Origin of the sequence: Pseudomonas arsenicoxydans (assembly GCF_006438915.1) — a bacterium.
Classification (GTDB): Bacteria; Pseudomonadota; Gammaproteobacteria; order Pseudomonadales; family Pseudomonadaceae; genus Aquipseudomonas; species Aquipseudomonas arsenicoxydans_A.
Genome location: NZ_RCZE01000005.1, coordinates 196942 through 218426, shown reverse-complemented (window position 1 = coordinate 218426; position 21485 = coordinate 196942). Strand labels below are relative to the sequence as shown.

Here is a 21485-nt window from a genome sequence, read left to right as displayed (position 1 = left end):
ATGGCCACTGTCGATACATCTCCTGCTCCAACCAACACGGTGTCGGACAACGCTCAAGACTCGAGCAATCCGCGTAAACGCAAAGTCATGCTGGTCGCGCTGGCCATCGTGGTTGTCCTCGCCGGTGTCGGCGTCTGGGGTTATCACGAAATGTACGGGCGCTGGAACGAAAGCACCGATGACGCCTATGTGAACGGCAACGTGGTGGAAATCACCCCGCTGGTCACCGGAACCGTGGTCAGCATCGGCGCCGACGACGGTGACCTGGTCCACGAAGGTCAGGTACTGATCAACTTCGACCCGAACGACGCCGAAGTCGGCCTGCAAAGTGCCCAGGCCAATCTGGCCCGCACCGTGCGCCAGGTACGCGGTTTGTACAGCAACGTTGACGGCATGAAAGCCCAGGTCAACGCGCAGCAGGCTGAAGTGCAGAAGGCCCAGGATAACTTCAATCGCCGGAAAAACCTCGCTGCCGGCGGCGCGATTTCCCAGGAAGAACTGTCCCACGCCCGCGACGACCTGACCTCGGCGCAAAACGCCCTGGCCAACGCCAAACAGCAACTGAAAACCACCAGTGCGCTGGTCGATGACACCGTGGTTTCGTCGCACCCGGACGTGATGTCGGCCGCCGCACAATTGCGTCAGGCGTACCTGAACAACTCGCGCAGCACCTTGATCGCGCCGGTCACCGGTTACGTGGCCAAGCGCTCCGTGCAATTGGGTCAACGGGTTCAGCCTGGCACCGCGCTGATGGCGGTGATTCCGCTGGATCAGCTGTGGATCGACGCCAACTTCAAGGAAACCCAGCTGCGTGACATGCGCATTGGTCAACCGGTGGACATCCAGGCCGACCTGTACGGCAGCGACGTGAAATTCAGCGGCACCATCGACAGCCTCGGCGCCGGAACCGGCAGCGCGTTTGCCCTGCTGCCGGCGCAAAACGCCACCGGTAACTGGATCAAGATCGTCCAGCGCGTGCCGGTGCGAATCCACATCAATGCCGAAGAACTGGCCAAGCATCCATTGCGTGTGGGGTTGTCGACTCAGGTTGACGTGAACCTGCACGACCAGAGCGGCCCGGTGCTGGCACAACAGCCGCCGCAAAAGGCCTCGTTCAGCACCAACGTCTACGACCGTCAGTTGGCTGAAGCGGACGCGATGATCACTCAGTTGATCCACGACAACAGCGCTGCGGTCAGCAAGACCGCGCAACGCTGATTCGCCCCTGTGGAAGCGAGCTTTTGTGGCGAGGGAGCTTGCTCCCGCTCGGCTGCGAAGCACTCGTCAAGCTTTGGGGCCGCTTCGAGACCCAGCGGGAGCAATCTCCCTCGCCACAAAGGCTCCCACACGGTCAGCTGCGTCTGTAACAGGCGCAGCGCCCACCCGGTTTCCAAGGATTCGCGATGAGCAATAACGCCTCTTTCACGCCGCCCAGCCTGTTGCTCAGCACCATCGGCCTGTCGCTGGCGACTTTCATGCAGGTGCTCGACACCACCATCGCCAACGTGGCGCTGCCGACCATTTCCGGCAACCTGGGCGTGAGTTCGGAGCAGGGCACTTGGGTGATTACCTCATTCGCCGTGAGCAACGCCATTGCGCTGCCGCTGACCGGTTGGCTCAGCCGCCGCTTTGGTGAGGTGAAGCTGTTTCTCTGGGCCACGGTGCTGTTTGTGCTGGCCTCGTTTCTCTGTGGGATCTCCACCTCGATGCCGGAACTGATCGGTTTTCGGGTGCTGCAAGGCCTGGTGGCCGGTCCGTTGTACCCGATGACCCAGACGCTGCTGATCGCGGTCTATCCCCCCGCGAGGCGCGGCATGGCCCTGGCGTTACTGGCGATGGTCACGGTGGTGGCGCCGATTGCGGGGCCGATCCTCGGCGGCTGGATTACTGACAGTTATAGCTGGCCGTGGATCTTCTTCATCAACGTGCCGATTGGCGTCTTCGCCGTAATGGTGGTGCGCCAGCAACTCAAGGCGCGCCCGGTGGAAACCAGCCGCCAACCGATGGATTACGTGGGGTTGATCACGCTGATCATCGGCGTCGGTGCGCTGCAGATTATCCTCGACAAGGGCAATGACCTGGACTGGTTCGAGTCGAGTTTCATCCTGATTGGCGCCGCCATTTCCGTGATCGCGCTGGCGGTGTTCATCATCTGGGAAATGACTGATAAGCATCCAGTGGTGAACCTGCGGCTGTTTGCTTACCGCAACTTCCGCATCGGCACGTTGGTGCTGGTGTTGGGGTACGCCGGGTTCTTCGGCATCAACCTGATCTTGCCGCAATGGCTGCAAACCCAGATGGGCTACACCGCGACCTGGGCCGGCCTGGCTGTAGCACCGATAGGGATTCTGCCGGTGCTGATGTCACCGTTTGTCGGCAAGTACGCGCACAAGTTCGACCTGCGATTGCTGGCCGGGCTGGCGTTCCTGGCCATTGGCCTGAGCTGCTTCATGCGTGCCGGGTTCAACAATGAAGTGGACTTCCAGCACATCGCCCTGGTGCAGCTGTTCATGGGCATTGGCGTGGCACTGTTCTTCATGCCGACCCTGAGCATCTTGATGTCGGACCTGCCGCCGAGCCAGATCGCCGACGGCGCGGGCCTGGCGACGTTCCTGCGTACGCTGGGCGGTAGTTTTGCGGCGTCGCTGACCACCTGGATCTGGATTCGTCGGGCGGATCAGCATCACGCGTATTTGAGCGAAAGCATCACCACCTACGACCAGCCGACCCGGGATGCCCTGAACACGCTGGGCGGGGCGAGCACCCCGGCGTATGCGCAGCTGGATCATGTGCTGACGAGCCAGGCGTATATGCTCTCCACCGTGGATTACTTCACGTTGCTGGGCTGGGGGTTCATGGGGCTTATTCTGATTGTATGGCTGGCGAAACCGCCGTTTGCGGCGAAAGCGGGGCCTGCTGCCTCGGGTCACTAACCCAAACACAATGGGTTGGTGTCACACCAAAAATTGGCTGACACAGTGGGGACCCAATGTGGGAGCGGGCTTGCTCGCGAAGGGGGCGTGTCAGCCAACTAACATGTTGAATGAACGACCGCATTCGCGAGCAAGCCCGCTCCCACAGCGTTTTGTGTTCGGCCTTTAGTGAGTGGGAGCGGCCAATTGCGCTGGCGGGGTGAAGTCGAACGGGGCCAGCGCAAACCCTTGCTCATCCACCTGCAACGCCCAGCCCTGACGATCCCAATCCCCCAACACAATGCGTTTGGCCGCTTGTTCGCCCAACTGCAACTTGTGGATGGCCGGGCGATGGGTATGGCCGTGGATCAAGGTCTTCACGCCATATTCCTGCATGATCCGCGGAATTTCTTCTGGCGTGACATCCACAATGTCATTGGCCTTCATCCGCGTTTGCGCACGGCTTTCACTGCGCAGCTTGCGCGCCAGCTTATGCCGGGTGCGCAGCGGCAAATTCCGCAGGATGAACAGGCTGATCGGGTTGCGCAGGTAGCGACGCAGCTTCATATAGGCTTCGTCGCGGGTGCAGAGGCTGTCGCCGTGCATCAATAGCACTGGCTCGCCGTAAAACTGCACGACACTCGGGTCCTTCAACAACGTGCAGCCGGCCTGTTTGCAAAAGGCCTGGCCGAGCATGAAGTCGCGATTGCCGTGCATCAGAAAGATGGCCGTGCCGCTGTCGCTCAATTCGCGCAGGGCCTGGCAGATGGAACGCTGAAAGGGCGTCATGGCGTCGTCGCCAATCCACGCTTCGAAAAAGTCGCCCAGGATGTACAACGCACTCGCCGAGCGGGCGCGTCCGGCAAGCAAATCCAGAAACGCCCGGGTAATGTCCGGGCGCTCCTCTTCCAGATGCAAGTCTGAAATCAGCAGTATCACGCTTCGATAATCTCGGCTTTCTCGATGATTACGTCGTCTGCTGGAACGTCCTGGTGGCCGGATTTCATGGTGGTGGAAACACCTTTGATCTTGTCCACGACGTCAGTGCCGGCAACCACTTTGGCGAATACCGCGTAGCCCCAGCCCTGGGTGGTCTTGGCGCTGTGGTTCAGGAAGCTGTTGTCAGCCACGTTGATGAAGAACTGGGCGGAAGCCGAGTGCGGCTCCATGGTGCGGGCCATGGCCACGGTGTACTTCTCGTTCGGCAGGCCGTTGTCGGCTTCGTTCTGGATGCTTGGACGCTTGTCTTTCTTTTCTTTCATGCCTGGCTCGAAACCGCCGCCCTGGATCATGAAGTTACCGATGACACGGTGGAAAACGGTGTTTTCGTAGTGACCGGCTTTAACGTATTCGATGAAGTTGGCCACGGTGATCGGGGCTTTATCAGCGTTCAGTTCCAGGACGATGTCGCCATGGTTGGTGGTCAGTTTGACTTGGGTCATGATCGGTACTCTATCTGGGAATTCGTAGGTTTCGGGGCACAGCAGCCCCCAACCGGTCTGGCCAGTAACAGCCAAGGTGCGCAGTTTAGCGTGCCGGGCGCGAATTTCGAGGGTGTTTTTCATCGATAGCCGATTAAATGCGACCGTTTGCAGGCGCGCTCTGTCAGGTGCTTGACAGCATCGGCTATGATAGCGGCTTTGTTTTACTTGGCCCTCTTCCGGCCGCGCACTTGTACGTTCAAGGATCCTATGAGCAAGCCCACTGTCGACCCTACCTCGAATGCCAAGACCGGCCCTGCCGTGCCGGTCAATTTCCTGCGCCCGATCATCCAGGCGGACCTGGACTCGGGTAAGCACACGCAGATCGTCACCCGTTTCCCGCCTGAGCCCAACGGCTACCTGCACATCGGTCACGCCAAGTCGATCTGTGTGAACTTCGGCCTGGCCCAGGAATTCGGCGGCGTCACCCATCTGCGTTTCGACGACACCAACCCGGCCAAGGAAGACCAGGAATACATTGACGCGATCGAAAGCGACGTCAAATGGCTGGGCTTCGAATGGTCCGGTGAAGTGCGCTACGCCTCGCAGTATTTCGACCAGTTGCACGACTGGGCCGTTGAACTGATCAAGGCCGGCAAGGCCTACGTCGACGACCTGAGCCCGGAACAGGCCAAGGAATACCGTGGCAGCCTGACCGAGCCGGGCAAGAACAGCCCGTTCCGTGATCGCTCCGTGGAAGAAAACCTCGACTGGTTCGCCCGCATGCGTGCCGGCGAGTTCCCGGACGGCGCACGAGTACTGCGGGCCAAGATCGACATGGCCTCGCCGAACATGAACCTGCGCGACCCGATCATGTACCGCATCCGTCACGCACATCACCACCAGACCGGGGACAAGTGGTGCATCTACCCGAACTACGACTTCACCCACGGTCAGTCGGACGCCATCGAAGGCATCACCCACTCGATCTGCACCCTGGAGTTCGAAAGCCACCGTCCGCTGTACGACTGGTTCCTCGACAGCCTGCCGGTGCCCGCGCACCCGCGTCAGTACGAATTCAGCCGTCTGAACCTGAACTACACGATCACCAGTAAGCGCAAGCTCAAGCAACTGGTCGATGAGAAGCACGTGTTCGGCTGGGACGATCCGCGCATGTCCACGCTGTCGGGCTTCCGTCGCCGTGGCTACACGCCTGCGTCGATCCGCAATTTCTGCGACATGGTCGGCACCAACCGTTCTGACGGCGTGGTCGATTTCGGCATGCTCGAGTTCAGCATCCGTCAGGATCTGGACCAGAACGCTCCGCGCGCCATGTGCGTGCTCCGTCCGTTGAAGGTGGTAATCACCAACTACCCGCAAGACCAGGTCGAGAACCTCGAACTGCCGCGCCATCCACAGAAAGAAGAACTGGGCGTGCGCAAGCTGCCGTTCGCCCGTGAAATCTACATCGATCGCGATGACTTCATGGAAGAGCCACCAAAGGGCTACAAGCGCCTGGAGCCGAACGGCGAAGTGCGTTTGCGCGGCAGCTACGTGATTCGTGCCGACGAAGCGATCAAGGACGCCGATGGCAACATCGTCGAACTGCGTTGCTCGTACGACCCGGAAACCCTCGGCAAGAACCCTGAAGGCCGCAAGGTCAAAGGCGTGGTGCACTGGGTACCGGCCGCGGCCAGCGTTGAGTGCGAAGTGCGTCTGTACGATCGCCTGTTCCGTTCGGCCAACCCTGAGAAGGCCGAAGACAGCGCCAGTTTCCTGGACAACATCAACCCTGACTCGCTGCAAGTACTCACCGGTTGTCGTGCCGAGCCCTCGCTTGGCAATGCACAGCCGGAAGACCGTTTCCAGTTCGAGCGCGAAGGTTACTTCGTCGCGGATATCAAGGACTCGAAACCGGGCGCTCCGGTATTCAACCGTACCGTGACCCTGCGTGATTCGTGGGGCCAGTGATTCCAGGAAATGACTAAAGTGCTATCGATCTACAACACGCTCACCAAGAGCAAAGAAGTCTTCAAGCCGCTGGATGGCAACAATGTGCGCATGTACGTCTGCGGAATGACCGTGTATGACTACTGCCACATTGGCCACGGCCGCAGCATGGTCGCGTTTGACCTCGTGACCCGCTGGTTGCGCTTCAGCGGTTACAACCTGACTTACGTGCGCAACATCACCGACATCGAAGACAAGATCATCAATCGGGCCAAGGAAAACGGCGAGCCGTTCGACGTGCTGACCGAGCGCATGATCACCGCGATGCATGAGGACGAGGCACGCCTCAACATCCTCAAGCCGGATATGGAACCGCGGGCCACTGATCACATCGCTGGCATGCAGACCATGATCCAGACTCTGATCGACAAGGGTTACGCCTACGCACCGGGCAATGGCGACGTGTACTACCGCGTCGCCAAGTTCATGGGCTACGGCAAGCTGTCGCGCAAAAAGATCGAAGACCTGCGCATCGGTGCGCGGATCGAAGTCGACGAGTCCAAACAGGACCCTCTGGACTTCGTGCTGTGGAAAGGCGCCAAGCCGGGCGAGCCGAGCTGGCCTTCGCCGTGGGGCGACGGTCGTCCGGGCTGGCACATCGAGTGCTCGGTGATGTCCACCTGCTGCCTCGGTGAAACGTTCGACATTCATGGCGGCGGCAGCGACCTCGAGTTCCCGCACCACGAAAACGAAATCGCTCAGAGCGAAGCGGCCACTGGCAAGACCTACGCCAACGCGTGGATGCATTGCGGCATGATTCGCATCAATGGCGAGAAGATGTCCAAGTCCTTGAACAACTTCTTCACCATTCGCGACGTGCTGGAAAAGTACCACCCGGAAGTCGTGCGTTACCTGCTGGTCTCGAGCCACTACCGCAGCGCGATCAACTATTCGGAAGACAACCTCAAGGACGCCAAAGGCGCACTTGAGCGTTTCTACCATGCGCTCAAAGGCCTGCCGAACGTGGCGCCTGCTGGCGGCGAAGCCTTTGTCGAGCGTTTCACCCAGGTGATGAACGACGACTTCGGCACACCGGAAGCCTGCGCGGTGTTGTTCGAGATGGTGCGCGAGATCAACCGTCTGCGAGAGAGCGATCTCAATGCAGCGGCGGGTCTGGCGGCGCGCCTGAAAGAACTGGCGAGCGTGCTGGGCGTGTTGCAGCTTGAGGCCGATGACTTCTTGCAGGCTGGCGCTGAAGGGCGTGTGGATGCCGCTGAGGTTGATGCGTTGATCGCTGCGCGCCTGGCGGCTCGTGCCGGTAAAGATTGGGCCGAATCCGACCGCATCCGCGACCAGTTGACCGCGATGGGCGTGGTGCTGGAAGACGGCAAGGGCGGCACGACCTGGCGTTTGGCTGACTGATTGCCTTGATCGCGACAAAACAAAACCCGCCTTGTGCGGGTTTTTGTTATGTGCAGGGTTTGAGGTTTGCGGTAATAGGGCTGACGCCTTCGCGAGCAAGCCCGCTCCCACATTGGATGTGTGGTGTACACAGAACTCAACTCACCGCCGACCAAATGTGGGAGCGGGCTTGCTCGCGAAGGTCGCAAGTCAACCACAGCCAGTACGGCTTAATTGTCATTCCGACTGGCGCAATCGCTTGTAAAGGGTATTGCGGCTAACCCCCAGACGCCGGGCCAAGTGCGAGATATTCCCCCCAGCCGCCGCCAACTGCCGATTCAAATCCTCGACATCATTCAAATCCACCGCCAGCACCTCCGGCGAATCCACCGGTTCCATCTCCAGATCGACAAAAAAATCATCCGGCAAATGCTCCAGCCGCACCGGTTGTTCCTCGGCCATGGCCAGCGCCACCTGCATCACGCTGCTGACCTGGCGCAAATTCCCCGGCCATGGATGACGGCCGAACAGCTCCAGCACCTCCCGACTTAACCCGGCCCATTGCGACGGCTCGCGGTGTTGCTCCCACAAGCGCTTGAACAGCGCCTGCTTGTCGCTACGTTCCCGTAGCGGCGGCAATTCCAGGGTCAAGCCGCCAATCCGGTAATACAGGTCTTCACGAAACCGCCCCAGTTGCACTTGCTCGCGCAACGCACGGTTAGTCGCCGAAATAATCCGGATATCGACCGGGAACAGCTCGCTGCTGCCCACCGGTTGCACGCAACGCTCCTGCAACACCCTCAACAACCGGGCCTGCGTCGGCAGCGGCATGTCGCCGATTTCATCGAGGAACAGCGTGCCTTTGTCGGCCTTGCGAATCAGCCCGATGCTGCCTTTCTGATTCGCGCCAGTGAACGCACCTTTCTCGTAGCCAAACAGCTCGGATTCCACCAGCTCGGCGGGGATCGCCGCACAGTTGACGGCAATGAACGGTTGTTTACTGCGTGAGCCGGCCTGGTGCAAGGCTTTGACGAACACTTCCTTGCCGACCCCGGTTTCGCCGTGGATCAGCAGCGGAATGTCTTTCTCCAGCAGGCGTTCGGCCTGACGCACGGCTTTTTCCACGCGACTGTCGCCGAAGTGCAGGGTGTTGAGGCTGATCGCTTCGGGTGCCGCCACGACCACCGGCTCGGCGCTCTTGGGCTCAGAAAACAGCCGCGGTTGAATCGGCACTTGTTTCGGCCGCCGCAGGAGGCACTGGAAGCGGTTGCGCCCCGAAGCTTGCAGAGCAAACGGCAGACCGTCGGGCTGGTTCAGTAATTCCAGCAGCGAGACCTTGAACAGGCTCTCAACGCTGACCCGCGACAGGCTGATGCCCAGCAGATTGTCGGCCCGGCGGTTGGCGGATAGCACCTGGCCGGTCTCATCGAAGATCAACAACCCGGCCCACTGGCTGTCGAGGTTGTTCAACCCGGTGTTGAAGGTCAGTTGAAAATGCTGGCCATGGAACAGGTTGAGAATCAGCCGGTTTTCCACGGTCTGGCTCATCATCTTGACCATGCCGAGGGTGTGGGACGGCGGCAGGTAGCTGTCGCTGGACACGTCCAGCACCGCGATCACTTTGCGCTCGGCATCGAAAATCGGCGCGGCGGAACCGGTCATGAAGCGGTTGGCTTTCAGAAAGTGTTCATCGTGTTCGATGTGCACGGCCTGTTCGCAGGCGAGGGCGGTGCCGATGGCGTTGGTGCCGCTGCAACGCTCCATCCAACTGGCGCCCGCGCTGAAACCACGGGTCAGGCTCGGTTCGATAAAGCGCTGGGTGCCCCAGGACGTCAGGACCTGGCCTTGATTGTCGGCGAGCATGATCAGGCAATTGGAGTTGCTGAGGATGTTTTCGTAATACGGCAGGACTTCCTGGTGCGTGGTCTGCACCAGGGAGTGCTGGCTCTCCAGCAGTTGCGCGATGCCTTCGGCCGGCAACTGATCGAACGCCGGGGCGCTCTGGTGATCGAGGCCGAAGGCGCGGCAGCGTTTCCAGGAGTCCTGAATGACGGCGTCGTGGGAGAGCGGCGAGGCGGGTGCGGCCATGGCAGTCGATCTCTGAGCATTATTATTTTTGTTGTGAGTAGCGCCGTGCGTAATTCGGAATATTTCGCAGTAAAACGGTGTGTAGAGTGTTGTTCACTATTGTTCATTGTCAACCAGCGGATTGTTCAGTTGTTCAGCCTCAGTTGTTCATTTCTGTTCAGCAACGAAAGTGTTCAATCCCTTCGCTGGAAGATTTTCAAACCAGATCAATAGCTTGCAATTTCTGGCACGAAACTCGCTCTGTAGCTCCGGTCGCTTGACTCCAAATAATAAAAAGGCCGAGCCATGTCATTAACCCTGGAGCACGTCAGCCGCACCGTCGAGGGCCAGACCTGGATCGACGATGCCTGCCTGAGTTTTGAACCCGGTTCCTTCAACGTTTTGCTCGGGCGCACGCTGTCCGGCAAAACCAGTCTGATGCGCCTGATGGCCGGGCTGGACAAGCCTGACAGCGGTCGCATCCTCATGAACGGCGTCGACGTTACCCAGCGCCCGGTGCGGCTGCGCAACGTATCGATGGTCTATCAGCAGTTCATCAATTACCCGACCATGACCGTCTTCGAGAACATTGCCTCGCCTTTGCGCCAGGGCGGTGTGTCCAATGAGCTGATCCAGAGCAAAGTGCTGGAAACCGCGAAGATGCTGCGCATCGAGAAATTCCTCCAGCGCCATCCCCTCGAACTCTCTGGCGGCCAGCAACAGCGCACGGCCATGGCCCGCGCGCTGGTCAAGGACGCCGAGCTGATCCTGTTCGACGAGCCGCTGGTCAACCTTGATTACAAGCTACGCGAAGAGCTGCGCCAGGAAATGCGCGAGCTGTTCAAGGCGCGTCACACCATCGCGATTTACGCCACCACCGAACCCAACGAAGCCCTGGCACTGGGCGGCACCACGACAATTCTTCACGAAGGCCGGGTGATCCAGAGCGGCAAGTCGTCCGAGGTCTATCACCAGCCGCAAAGCGTGCTCGCGGCCGAGTTGTTCTCCGAGCCGCCGATCAACCTGATGCCGGGGCGGATTGCCGGCAACGAAGTCAGCTTTGCCAATTTTGTGCACTTCCCGTTGAACGTGGATTTGCGACCGGTGGGCGAGGGTGAGTTCCGCTTTGGCGTACGCCCGAGCCACATCTCGCTGGTGCCGAGCAACGACGATGACCTGGAGCTGGCCGTGACCGTCGAGGTCGCCGAGATCAGCGGTTCGGAAACCTTCCTGCACGTGCGCAACGAGCATTTCCTGCTGGTGTTGCACCTGCCGGGCGTTCACGAATACGACGTCGACGCGCCGATCCGCATCTATATCCCGACCCATAAACTGTTTGTGTTCGATGCGCAGGGACGTTTGGTCCAGGCGCCCGGTCGCCGTATCGCGAGGGTTGCCTGATGGCCGAAATCCGTTTGCAGAACCTCGCTCACAGTTACACCAAAACCCCGGCCGGCCCTGAGGATTACGCGATCCGCGAGATGGACCACATCTGGGAGCAGGGCGGCGCCTATGCGTTGCTCGGCCCTTCGGGGTGCGGCAAGTCGACCTTGCTCAACATCATTTCCGGGTTGCTCAGCCCCTCGCAGGGGCATGTGTTGTTCGACGGCAAAGCGGTCAACGACCTGACGCCGGAGAAACGCAATATCGCCCAGGTTTTTCAGTTCCCGGTGGTCTACGACACCATGACCGTGTTCGATAACCTGGCGTTTCCGTTGCGTAATCAGGGCATGGCCGAGGCGAGAATTCACACCAAGGTGCAGGAAATCGCCGAGGTGTTGGATTTGCAGGCGTTGCTGAGCAAAAAGGCCAGCAACCTCACCGCCGACGAAAAGCAGAAAGTCTCCATGGGCCGTGGGCTGGTGCGCGATGACGTCTCGGCGATCCTGTTCGACGAGCCGCTGACTGTGATCGACCCGCACCTGAAGTGGAAGCTGCGGCGCAAGCTCAAGCAGATCCACGAGCAGTTCAACATCACCATGGTCTACGTCACCCACGATCAGCTGGAGGCCTCAACCTTCGCCGACAAGATCGCCGTGATGTACGGCGGGCAGATCGTGCAATTCGGCACGCCGCGAGAGTTGTTCGAACGGCCGAGCCACACCTTTGTCGGCTATTTCATCGGCAGTCCCGGGATGAACCTGATTGAGGTCACGCCGCAACCGGGTGGCGTGGGGTTCGCCTCGACGCATTTGCCGCTGTCTGAGGCGCAACAACAACGCATCGCCGAATCCGAGTGGAAAACCCTGAAAGTCGGTATCCGCCCGGAGTTCGTCCACGTGTGGGAAGAACCCTTTGATGACGCGATGCAGGCACAGGTCGTACACATCGAAGACCTCGGTACCTACAAGATCCTGACCCTGAACCTCGATGGCGCGCCGCTGAAAGTACGCCTGGCCGAAGACAAACCGGTGCCTGAAGGCACGGCGTACATCAGTTTTCCGGCGCAGTGGTTGATGGTGTATGCCGATGAATACCTCTTGGAGGCACAGCCATGAACAAGGTGCAAAACAACAAGGCCTGGTGGCTGGTGTTGCCGGTGTTCCTGCTGGTGGCCTTCAGTGCGGTGATCCCGATGATGACGGTGGTCAACTATTCGGTGCAGGACATTTTCGACCAGTCCAGCCGCTACTTCGTCGGCGCCGACTGGTACAAACAAGTGCTGCTCGACCCGCGCTTGCATGACTCGCTGTTGCGGCAGTTCATCTACTCGGCCTGCGTGCTGCTGATTGAAATCCCGTTGGGCATCGCCATCGCCCTGACCATGCCGACCAAGGGGCGCTGGTCGTCGCTGGTGCTCATCATCCTGGCCATTCCGTTGCTGATTCCATGGAACGTGGTTGGCACCATCTGGCAGATCTTCGGCCGTGCCGACATCGGCCTGCTGGGTTCGAGCCTGAATGCCATGGGCATCAACTACAACTATGCGTCGAACACCATGGACGCCTGGGTCACGGTGCTGGTGATGGACGTGTGGCACTGGACGTCGTTGGTGGCGCTGCTGTGTTTCTCCGGGTTGCGGGCGATTCCGGACGTGTATTACCAAGCGGCGCGGATTGATCGCGCCTCGGCCTGGGCGGTGTTCCGGCACATCCAGTTGCCCAAGCTGAAAAGCGTGCTGCTGATCGCGGTGATGCTGCGCTTCATGGACAGTTTCATGATCTACACCGAGCCGTTCGTGCTGACCGGTGGCGGCCCGGGGAATGCCACGACGTTCCTCAGTCAGACGTTGACCCAGATGGCTGTAGGGCAATTCGACCTGGGGCCGGCAGCGGCGTTTTCGCTGGTGTACTTCCTGATCATCCTGTTGGTGTCCTGGCTGTTCTACACCGCCATGACTCACTCTGACGCCAACCGCTGAGGTCTGCCATGAGCAAGAGAAAACTCATTCCGTTGCTGCTCTACATCCTGTTCCTGCTGGTGCCGATTTACTGGCTACTGAATATGTCGTTCAAGAGCAACACCGAAATCCTCGGCGGCCTGACGCTGTTTCCTTCGGATTTCACCTTGCATAACTACAAGGTGATCTTCACCGATCCGAGCTGGTACACCGGTTACCTCAACTCGCTCTACTACGTCAGCCTGAACACGGTGATCTCCCTGAGCGTGGCGCTGCCGGCGGCGTATGCGTTCTCGCGCTATCGCTTCCTCGGTGACAAGCACCTGTTCTTTTGGCTGCTGACCAACCGCATGGCGCCGCCGGCGGTATTCCTGCTGCCGTTCTTCCAGCTCTATTCCTCGATCGGTCTGTTCGACACCCACATCGCTGTGGCCCTGGCTCACTGCCTGTTTAACGTGCCGTTGGCGGTGTGGATTCTTGAAGGCTTCATGTCCGGCGTGCCCAAGGAAATCGATGAAACCGCCTACATCGACGGCTACAGTTTTCCCAAGTTTTTCGTGAAGATTTTCGTTCCGCTGATCGGTTCCGGGATCGGCGTCACGGCGTTTTTCTGCTTCATGTTTTCCTGGGTCGAATTGCTCTTGGCGCGCACGCTGACGTCGGTCAACGCCAAGCCGATTGCGGCGGTGATGACGCGCACGGTCTCGGCGTCCGGCATCGATTGGGGCGTGCTGGCGGCGGCGGGGGTGTTGACCATCCTGCCGGGCATGCTGGTGATCTGGTTTGTTCGCAACCACGTGGCCAAGGGCTTTGCCCTCGGCCGGGTATGAGGAACTGATGATGGAATGGATGAGTTGGACGGTCCCGACCGCGGCGTTCTTCATTGTCATTGGCCTGATTCTGGTGGGCATGACGACCTGGGAATTGCGTTCGCCGAGCATTCTTCGGCGGGGTTTGTTGCCGATTGCCACCACCCGTGGCGATCGGCTGTTTATCGGTCTTCTCGGCAGCGCCTACCTGCATTTGCTGGTAATCGGCGTCACCGACTGGAGCATCTGGGTAGCGTCCGCGTTGTCCCTGGTGTGGCTGTTGGCTGTGATGCGTTGGGGCTAGTCGAATCGCTCGGCAATGTTGCTCCGAAAATCAAACAGGAGGTCTCTATGTTCGACAAAAACAATAAGCTGCGACATAGCATTTCATTGGCAGCCATGCTGGCACTCAGTGGGTTGAGCGCTGCGGCCTGGGCCGACGCCTATGAAGACGCTGCGAAAAAATGGATTGGCGCCGAGTTCAAACCGTCTACCCTGACGGCCGACCAGCAGCTCGCGGAATTGAAGTGGTTCATCAAGGCGGCCGAGCCGTTTCGCGGGATGGACATCAAAGTCGTCTCCGAAACCCTGACCACCCACGAATATGAGTCCAAGGTGCTGGCCAAGGCCTTTACCGAGATCACCGGGATCAAGGTGACCCACGACCTGCTGCAAGAAGGCGACGTGGTGGAAAAGCTGCAGACCGTGATGCAATCGGACAAGAGCATCTATGACGGCTGGGTCAACGACTCGGACCTGATCGGTACGCACTTCCGCTACGGCAAGACCGAAGCGATCACGGACCTGATGGCCAATGAAGGCAAGAACTTCACCTCGCCGACGCTGGACCTCAAGGACTTCATTGGTCTTTCGTTCACCACGGCTCCGGACGGCAAGCTCTATCAGCTGCCTGACCAGCAGTTCGCCAACCTGTACTGGTTCCGCGCCGACTGGTTTGAACGGCCGGAGCTGAAAGCCAAGTTCAAGGAAAAGTACGGCTACGAATTGGGCGTGCCGGTGAACTGGTCGGCCTATGAAGACATCGCCAAATTCTTCAGCGAAGACGTCAAGGAAATCGACGGCAAGCGGGTCTACGGGCACATGGACTACGGCAAGAAAGACCCGTCCCTGGGCTGGCGCTTCACCGATGCCTGGTTCTCCATGGCCGGTGGCGGCGACAAAGGCCTGCCGAACGGTTTGCCGGTGGACGAGTGGGGCATCCGTGTCGAAGATTGCCATCCGGTAGGTTCCAGCGTGACCCGCGGTGGCGACACCAACGGCCCGGCGGCGGTCTTTGCCACCACCAAGTACGTCGATTGGCTCAAGGCCTATGCACCACCAGAAGCGGCGGGCATGACCTTCTCCGAGTCCGGTCCGGTGCCGTCCCAGGGCAACATCGCCCAACAAATCTTCTGGTACACCGCGTTCACCGCCGACATGACCAAACCCGGCCTGCCGGTGGTCAACGCCGACGGCACGCCGAAGTGGCGCATGGCGCCATCACCACGCGGTCCGTATTGGGAGGAGGGCATGAAGCTCGGGTATCAGGACGTGGGTTCGTGGACGTTCATGAAGTCCACGCCTGAGAAACAGAAACTGGCGGCGTGGCTCTATGCGCAGTTCGTGACCTCGAAAACCGTGTCGCTGAAGAAAACCATCGTCGGCCTGACGCCGATCCGCGAGTCGGACATCAACTCGCAAGCGATGACCGACCTGGCACCCAAACTCGGTGGTCTGGTCGAGTTCTACCGCAGCCCGGCCCGCGTGCAATGGACCCCGACCGGGACCAACGTGCCGGACTATCCGCGTCTGGCGCAACTGTGGTGGAGCCACATCGCCGAAGCGGCCAGCGGCGAGAAAACTCCACAAGAGGCGCTTGATGGTTTGGCCAAGGATCAGGACGCGATCATGTCCCGTCTGGAACGTTCGAAAGCGCAAACCACCTGTGCTCCGAAAATGAACCCCGAGCGCGATGCGCAATACTGGTTCGATCAACCGGGCGCACCGAAGCCTAAATTGGCGAACGAGAAGCCGAAGGGCGAAACCGTGAGCTACAACGAACTGCTGAAATCGTGGGCGGATGCGCGTAAGTAAGCGAGTGTACTGAGCAAGGCGAACGGCACCGAAAGGTGCCGTTCTTGTTTGTGGCTGATCCATTGTTATTGCGAGCAGACACCCAATTTCTCCAGCTGAACCAGCATCCGACAAAGGCACCTTTTTTCAGCGGCACAGGCTTCGCGTCAAAGTGCGTCGCACGGCTTTCAGCATGGCCCCCTCAAACGCATCATGCCCGGCGTGGAGCAACTGACACTGCAGGTTCAGGTGTTGACGAAGCCAGCGCAGGCTAGTCATGCCAAACGTATCCTTGATGCCTTGTATCACCTGGGTGTTGGCATCGAGGATGAGATGCTCTTGCTTGCGGGTGAAGAAATATTGATTGAGGTGGTAGTGCAACTCCAGACGGATCGAGCGCACGGCTTCTTCATCGACGAAGTCTTCAAGCGTGTCTTGACGCATCGTCTGCCCGTTTAATTGCAAAACGGCCTTTAACCAATGGGTTGCCGCCTGACGTTGCTGCGCTGCACAGCCGTTGCTCAGTATCTGGTAGATCTGCCGCGTACTAGAGCCATCGGTCCCCAGGCTTACACTCGCCAGACATTCGCTTAACTGTTGGTCGTAGGCACTGACGTTTGCGCTAAAGGGTACAAACACCGAGACCAAGGTGGTTTTCAGCACTGCTTGGGGATAAAGCTGCTGGTACTGGATCGCCAGCCAGCTTCCCCAGGAAACTCCCAACAGGCTGATTTTTTCGAAACCCAAATGCTGGCGTAGCGCATCAATGTCTTCTACGCACAGTCCGGTGTTGTTGTGCTTGAGTTCGCCGTGGGGATGAGAGCGTCCGCAGCCGCGCTGATCAAACAGGACGATGTCGAAACGGTTAACGTCGAAGAACTCCAGATGATGACGAGTGCTACGCCCACCCGGTCCGCCGTGCAGGAAAAATATCGGCTCGGTGCCAGGGGTGCCGTGCCGCTCCCAATAGAGCAAATGCCCGCCGCAGGTCGGGAAGTAGCCGTTCTTGAATGTAGGTGTCATTGCATGGGGACCCTCAGCCGGTAGAACTGGAACAGTTCTACTTGCCCGGGTCGAGCCGCCAAACTGGAAATCAGCTCAAGTTTCAGCATCTGGGCCATGTACGGCACCTCGAGCAGCACCGGGGTATGACCGAAAACGAGAATAGTGCCTCCCGGATTCACACAGGCCGTCATCTCGTGAAAAACTTGCCGGGCATCGACCCGAGTCATCACTTCGGCATTGAGAAAACGCAGAATCAGCACATCGCATTTGAGGCCGGACGACGCAACGTTTCGGGCATCGCCCATAAGGAACTCCACCGTGCTGTTGGCATGACGGCCTTTGGCGTGTTCGATCATCGAGGCTGAAAGGTCGGAACCCAGGCAATGGCGGTCGGGAAGCGCACGGGCCAGGTGCGTTATGAACTCGCCAGTCGAACAGGCCGGATCAAGAATCACGGTGCCGGGGTGCGACAGGGTTTTAAGCAGGGCTGCGCAATGCTGGCGCAGGTGGATTTCGTCGGCATCCAGTTGTGTGGCGAGCAAGTCGTCACACTGCCAGTAATCGGTCGGGCAGACGAACTCCAGCCCCTTGTCATCGATTGCAGGAAACGGGAAACGGACTTCACTGTCGGGTCGCGCCTGTGCGAGGTTGAAAGCCGCTTCCTTTTGCTCCAGGGACGCACTGTGAAAATAGAGGGCGATGCCATCATCGCACCACTGCATATCTGCCAGCGGTCCAAGCAACATCCAGGGTTTGAGCAGGCTGTTGATGTACCAACCGCCGGTTTCAGTCTGTTGCAGCACTTTGCGACCAGCCCAGTTGCAGCCGTTCACCCGCAAAACGAAGAGGTGATGGCGCCCGGGGCCGTTGGGTTCGATGTAGCAATTGAGTCCCGCTGTCGCGCTGGGAGGCTGGACGAAGGTTTGAGCCAGTTGCACTTCTCTCCGAGGGTTCATGCGCTCACTCCCTCTTCACGTTCCAGGCGACGCCCCCGCGCTTGCGGAACCACCACATTGCCGCTGGAAACAACAAAAAAGCGTTCCAACCCCGGTATCACGACGTTGACCAGTGTGGTTCCCAGTCTGGTTTGATGCAGCTGTGAAATGCCCAGTGTCCGCTCATGTCGCTGCAGGTCTTTGGCCAGCAGATCGATCTGTTCAGACAATGGCTTTTCCTCCTGTGCGGCGGGCAAGGTCACGTACTGTTGTTCGCTCAGGTTCAACAAAGGATCGAGGTCGAATCGCAAGCAGCGCAACAGCCGGGGAAAATGCTTGAGATGACGTTCCGCGTTACCCAGGCAATGCTTCAGTTCATGTTCGCCGGCCCCGTGATGCAACTGAACGAGCTCTGTCAGGGCGCGCCATGCACCATGTCGGGCCATGAGTGAGCACCCTGTTCCGAACACTCTGGGCGTTGCACAAGGCCCGATGGAAAAAGCGAGAAAGGTACGCGGCAGAAATTCATTGCTGATGTCGACAAGGACAATCTCGGCGCCGATTTCAGACTCGGCGTCTGACCACAGTCGGCCCAGGACATCGTCATCGGTTAATCGGGCGACGCGGCGTAAAGGTGGGTGGTTTTCGTAGTAAAAATGTTCCAGTAGAAACAATGACACTGCGTCGCGTTCGATACATTCATTGGCGGCGTGCAGCACGGCCTCGTTGTAACTCGCCCCAATAGCGGTTCCGCTGTTACTGGCATAACGTCGCAGGGAACGGTAGTTAGTGGTGTCGGGTGCAAAGATATTGTTTGAATAGTCTGGTGTGCACAGGGCTATCGGATAGTAAAACGAAGATTGGTTTAGTGGGTTGATATACGTTCGGCAGGCAGTGCAGGCATTTTGTTTTGCGATAAGTGTAAGTGCCGTGTCGTCGTTAAAAAGTGGGTCGGTGGAAAAACAGGTCGGCGCGATGTAGTGGGCGATGGAAGTATCACAATGATCGCTCAGGTAGTGTTCCAGGGTTTCGTACAGAGCACCGACTCGGGCCTGGTTTGCGTAGCCTTTGCCGGCGCCTCTTGCCCTGCGTCGAGGATTGTAGGTGCTGACAGAGGCGTGGGTCGCAACGATTTTACTGCCAATAGTGCGGATGTCGAGATGAAGTCCAAAGCCCTCCAGTTCGGCAAAAATTCGCTGCTCGGCCTGGGCCAGTGTCAGTTCCCGTTCAGCAACCATGAACTTTTCCATTATTCGCTCCTTCGAGAAACCGGGGGCATTGCCCCCGGTTTTTTTATTCGGCGTCCAGTTCGGCCTGTTCTTCCTCGGTCAATTGAAGTGCTTCGATTTGTTCGGCAGTCGGGGCTTCCTGCTGTACAAGATCGATGACTTTGTTAGCGTTCCAGCTGGAGATATAACCCATGATTGAATCCTCTTGTTGTTAGTGGGATGTGCTTTGTTGAGCACGGATCAAATGTATTCGTCATGGGTTCAGGCCGTCAAAAATGTCAGGAAGTGTCGAAGGCGAGTTGAAGTAACGCGGAAATACGTACACAACAATTGATGTATTGACCGGGTATTGCGTGACGCCGTGGTGAGTTTCGCCAAGAGCGACATTACAAAACGAATAGTTGGTTGACCTTTTTCGTGGTCACTTGTGGGAAATTTCAGCCATAGAACAGGGAAGAATCTCAATAACTGTTTTTTGTGTTCGCTTTGGTCTTTAGTTTGACGAATGTTCCTACAGCATTTGCGTGGAAAGGAGTAACGGAGCGTCTCGTGGTTTGGGTTTTCGGCCTCCGACAAACGAAAAACGGCACCCGAAGGTGCCGTTATGCCTCGATGGTTCAGGACAGGGCTGCGAGCTGTTCGATGGTCTGCGGAAAACGTTCAACCAATCGGATGAGTGTTGTTGCCTGGGCATTGGGCGTTGCGCGTCCCTGTTCCCAGTTCTCGAGGGTCCGGGTGTTGGTGCGCAGGTACATGGCGAACACGGACCGGGAGAGGTTGAGCTGTTGGCGGATAGCTACCACTTCCTCGGCAGTGATCGGCACCAGCTTTGGCAACTGGACTCTGTGGGTTCGCAAAGTGATCTTGCCTTGGCGCTCATCGGCCAGGGCTTCGAGGCCATCCATCAGTTCGGAAAAAATGTCACGTTTCATCGTGGGATCTCGTGTTGATTTCTCTTGCTAGCGCTTGTCTGAAAATTTTTCTCTGGGAGGGCGACAGGTCGTCTTGCTCGTTTTTGTCGTACACGGTGAATAACCAGAATTGATCGAAGCCTGGCCACCAGTAATAAATCACCCGTAATCCGCTGCGCTTGCCCTTGCCTCGGTGTTGATCGCAGAAGCGGATTTTGCGCAGCCCACCGGTGCACTCGATGAGATCGCCCGCTTCCGGATTTTTCAGCAACTCCAGCTGGAGGCTGCGAAACAGATCGTCATCCAGGTAATCGTCTCGGTGTTTCTGAAACATAGGTAATTCGATAAAAAGAGCATCCATGTTCTGTACGCTACCTACGTATAGTGTTGTCTCGATAATCGAATCGGTCAAGGCATCAGCGCCATCCTTTTCGTTTCTGATTTCAACGGTAGACCCCGGTCGTAAAAACACCTGTAGGACAAGGCGACCAGTACGGTGAGAGCATTCGATAAAAGGGAGGGGATACTTGGCAGTAGGACTGACGGGGGGGGCAGCAGGCTTCGTCTACACCGCTAAATCTGTGGGAGCAGGTCTTATAATTCCGTGCACCACAGTTCGTATTTCTATTCTGAATGTTTAAGTGTTTAGTGGAATTAGCTGAACCTTCCCACAGTGTTTTCAGGTTGTCCGTCGGACGTCCGTTCTCTAGCCTGTGAGCGTCGCTGCCAATTCAGCGATCGGGATTGGAACCCCGGCACCCCGAAAGCGCAAAAGTGGCTTTCATGACGTATGCTTGCGCACCTTGATGGTATGCACTCCGTTATGGCGGCTGTACGCGGGAGACTTCGAGTCTGTCGGGTTTTCGGTGTCCCGGGTTCCAACCTGCGTACAGCTGCCACCCCTTCGATTGGAACCGAATGGGTCAGCTCCACAGCCACACACCGGAATTACTTATGAAAAAACCAACACCCAACCCTCCCAAAGCAGACTCCGTTGCGGACGCCGACTCAACATCCCCTTACGCCTCTGTCGACACCCGAAAACTCCATGAAGCCGCCGACCGCGCGCTCGACTACTATCTGAATCCCACCGCCAACATCATGGCCGCGCCATACACCCCCAACGAAATGTTCTTCGTCAACCCCAAAGCCGATACCGAATCGTTGCTGGCCAATGCCTGTGAATCCTTGGCATCGGCCACGGTCATGCTCGGCGACTTTGCTGCGCTGCTGGAAGGCACGCATCGCAGAACGCTGTTGGGGATTGCGCAGGTGGTGATGTTGGGCGAACTGGCGGTGAACAAGGCACTGGATAACGTCGACCCCGCTGGCTGATCAGCGGGGCTGAGCAGACACAAAAAACGCGGCGCCAGAAGGGCCGCGTTTTTATTGAATGGCTGATAGTCGGTTTCGCTGCCGTCAGGCAAATATT

General features: G+C 58.4%; 20 protein-coding genes. 11 read left to right on the top strand and 9 right to left on the bottom strand.

Annotated elements, in window-relative coordinates; all coding sequences use genetic code 11:
• Together EAH78_RS12465 and EAH78_RS12460 are read left to right on the top strand one after the other, a co-directional pair.
• A complete protein-coding gene (locus EAH78_RS12465) occupies positions 1–1218 on the top strand; it encodes an efflux RND transporter periplasmic adaptor subunit (protein WP_140667792.1) in 1218 nt (405 codons plus the stop codon).
• Positions 1219–1403: 185 nt separating this feature from the next.
• A complete protein-coding gene (locus EAH78_RS12460) occupies positions 1404–2933 on the top strand; it encodes a DHA2 family efflux MFS transporter permease subunit (RefSeq protein WP_140667791.1) in 1530 nt (509 codons plus the stop codon).
• A 165-nt stretch (positions 2934–3098) separates the two neighbouring features.
• On the opposite strand, the gene lpxH is transcribed toward EAH78_RS12460, so the two are convergent.
• Positions 3099–3851 (bottom strand): UDP-2,3-diacylglucosamine diphosphatase, encoded by a 753-nt coding sequence (gene lpxH, locus EAH78_RS12450; RefSeq protein ID WP_140667790.1) that lies wholly within the window; start codon positions 3849–3851, stop codon positions 3099–3101.
• Positions 3848–4354: a peptidylprolyl isomerase gene (locus EAH78_RS12445; RefSeq protein ID WP_140667789.1), complete on the bottom strand. Its 507-nt coding sequence runs from the start codon at positions 4352–4354 to the stop codon at positions 3848–3850. Before EAH78_RS12445 ends, lpxH begins: the two co-directional genes overlap by 4 nt.
• Positions 4355–4603: 249 nt before the next feature.
• Between EAH78_RS12445 and EAH78_RS12440 the strand changes: the two genes are divergently transcribed.
• The gene (locus EAH78_RS12440) at positions 4604–6304 is read left to right on the top strand and encodes a glutamine--tRNA ligase/YqeY domain fusion protein (protein ID WP_140667788.1); all 1701 of its coding nucleotides are present in this window, start codon (positions 4604–4606) and stop codon (positions 6302–6304) included.
• 18 nt (positions 6305–6322) lie between these two features.
• Positions 6323–7705 (top strand): cysteine--tRNA ligase, encoded by a 1383-nt coding sequence (gene cysS, locus EAH78_RS12435; RefSeq protein WP_140667980.1) that lies wholly within the window; start codon positions 6323–6325, stop codon positions 7703–7705.
• A gap of 216 nt (positions 7706–7921) precedes the next feature.
• Here the strand turns inward: cysS and EAH78_RS12430 are convergent, their stop codons facing one another.
• On the bottom strand, positions 7922–9772 hold the full coding sequence (locus EAH78_RS12430) for a sigma-54-dependent Fis family transcriptional regulator (RefSeq protein WP_140667787.1): 1851 nt from the start codon (positions 9770–9772) through the stop codon (positions 7922–7924).
• Between the two features lie 285 nt (positions 9773–10057).
• Between EAH78_RS12430 and EAH78_RS12425 the strand changes: the two genes are divergently transcribed.
• From EAH78_RS12425 to EAH78_RS12400, 6 genes are read left to right on the top strand one after another with little or no spacing between them, the layout of a single operon-like run.
• Positions 10058–11152 carry an ABC transporter ATP-binding protein gene (locus tag EAH78_RS12425; protein ID WP_027925087.1) on the top strand — a complete coding sequence of 365 codons (1095 nt, stop codon included), beginning with the start codon at positions 10058–10060 and terminating at the stop codon, positions 11150–11152.
• On the top strand, positions 11152–12249 hold the full coding sequence (locus EAH78_RS12420) for an ABC transporter ATP-binding protein (protein WP_140667786.1): 1098 nt from the start codon (positions 11152–11154) through the stop codon (positions 12247–12249). Before EAH78_RS12425 ends, EAH78_RS12420 begins: the two co-directional genes overlap by 1 nt.
• Positions 12246–13112, top strand: coding sequence for a carbohydrate ABC transporter permease (locus EAH78_RS12415; protein ID WP_027925089.1), 867 nt, complete (start codon positions 12246–12248; stop codon positions 13110–13112). The genes EAH78_RS12420 and EAH78_RS12415 overlap by 4 nt, the downstream gene beginning before the upstream one ends.
• 8 nt (positions 13113–13120) lie before the next feature.
• Positions 13121–13921 (top strand): carbohydrate ABC transporter permease, encoded by an 801-nt coding sequence (locus tag EAH78_RS12410; protein ID WP_140667785.1) that lies wholly within the window; start codon positions 13121–13123, stop codon positions 13919–13921.
• Positions 13922–13931: 10 nt separating this feature from the next.
• Entirely contained in the window at positions 13932–14204 is a 273-nt protein-coding gene (locus EAH78_RS12405; protein WP_027925091.1) for a DUF2160 domain-containing protein, read from the top strand.
• Between the two features lie 47 nt (positions 14205–14251).
• Positions 14252–15994, top strand: coding sequence for an extracellular solute-binding protein (locus EAH78_RS12400; RefSeq protein ID WP_140667784.1), 1743 nt, complete (start codon positions 14252–14254; stop codon positions 15992–15994).
• A gap of 126 nt (positions 15995–16120) precedes the next feature.
• Here the strand turns inward: EAH78_RS12400 and EAH78_RS12395 are convergent, their stop codons facing one another.
• The 6 genes from EAH78_RS12395 to EAH78_RS12375 all read right to left on the bottom strand — a co-directional run bounded on the left by EAH78_RS12395 (position 16121) and on the right by EAH78_RS12375 (position 20414).
• Positions 16121–16996, bottom strand: coding sequence for an alpha/beta fold hydrolase (locus EAH78_RS12395; RefSeq protein WP_140667783.1), 876 nt, complete (start codon positions 16994–16996; stop codon positions 16121–16123).
• Positions 16993–17934, bottom strand: a complete 942-nt coding sequence (locus tag EAH78_RS12390; protein WP_140667782.1) for a class I SAM-dependent methyltransferase — start codon at positions 17932–17934, stop codon at positions 16993–16995. The genes EAH78_RS12395 and EAH78_RS12390 overlap by 4 nt, the downstream gene beginning before the upstream one ends.
• Positions 17931–19163, bottom strand: a complete 1233-nt coding sequence (locus EAH78_RS12385) for a YcaO-like family protein (protein ID WP_140667781.1) — start codon at positions 19161–19163, stop codon at positions 17931–17933. The genes EAH78_RS12390 and EAH78_RS12385 overlap by 4 nt, the downstream gene beginning before the upstream one ends.
• Before the next feature lie 43 nt (positions 19164–19206).
• A complete protein-coding gene (locus EAH78_RS33005) occupies positions 19207–19335 on the bottom strand; it encodes a hypothetical protein (protein WP_275671706.1) in 129 nt (42 codons plus the stop codon).
• Between the two features lie 424 nt (positions 19336–19759).
• Entirely contained in the window at positions 19760–20074 is a 315-nt protein-coding gene (locus EAH78_RS12380) for a helix-turn-helix domain-containing protein (RefSeq protein WP_140667780.1), read from the bottom strand.
• Positions 20064–20414, bottom strand: a complete 351-nt coding sequence (locus tag EAH78_RS12375) for a toxin (protein WP_140667979.1) — start codon at positions 20412–20414, stop codon at positions 20064–20066. Before EAH78_RS12375 ends, EAH78_RS12380 begins: the two co-directional genes overlap by 11 nt.
• 593 nt (positions 20415–21007) lie before the next feature.
• Here EAH78_RS12375 and EAH78_RS12370 point away from each other — a divergent pair.
• The gene (locus EAH78_RS12370; protein ID WP_140667779.1) at positions 21008–21388 is read left to right on the top strand and encodes a DUF6124 family protein; all 381 of its coding nucleotides are present in this window, start codon (positions 21008–21010) and stop codon (positions 21386–21388) included.
• Positions 21389–21485: the final 97 nt, after the last annotated feature.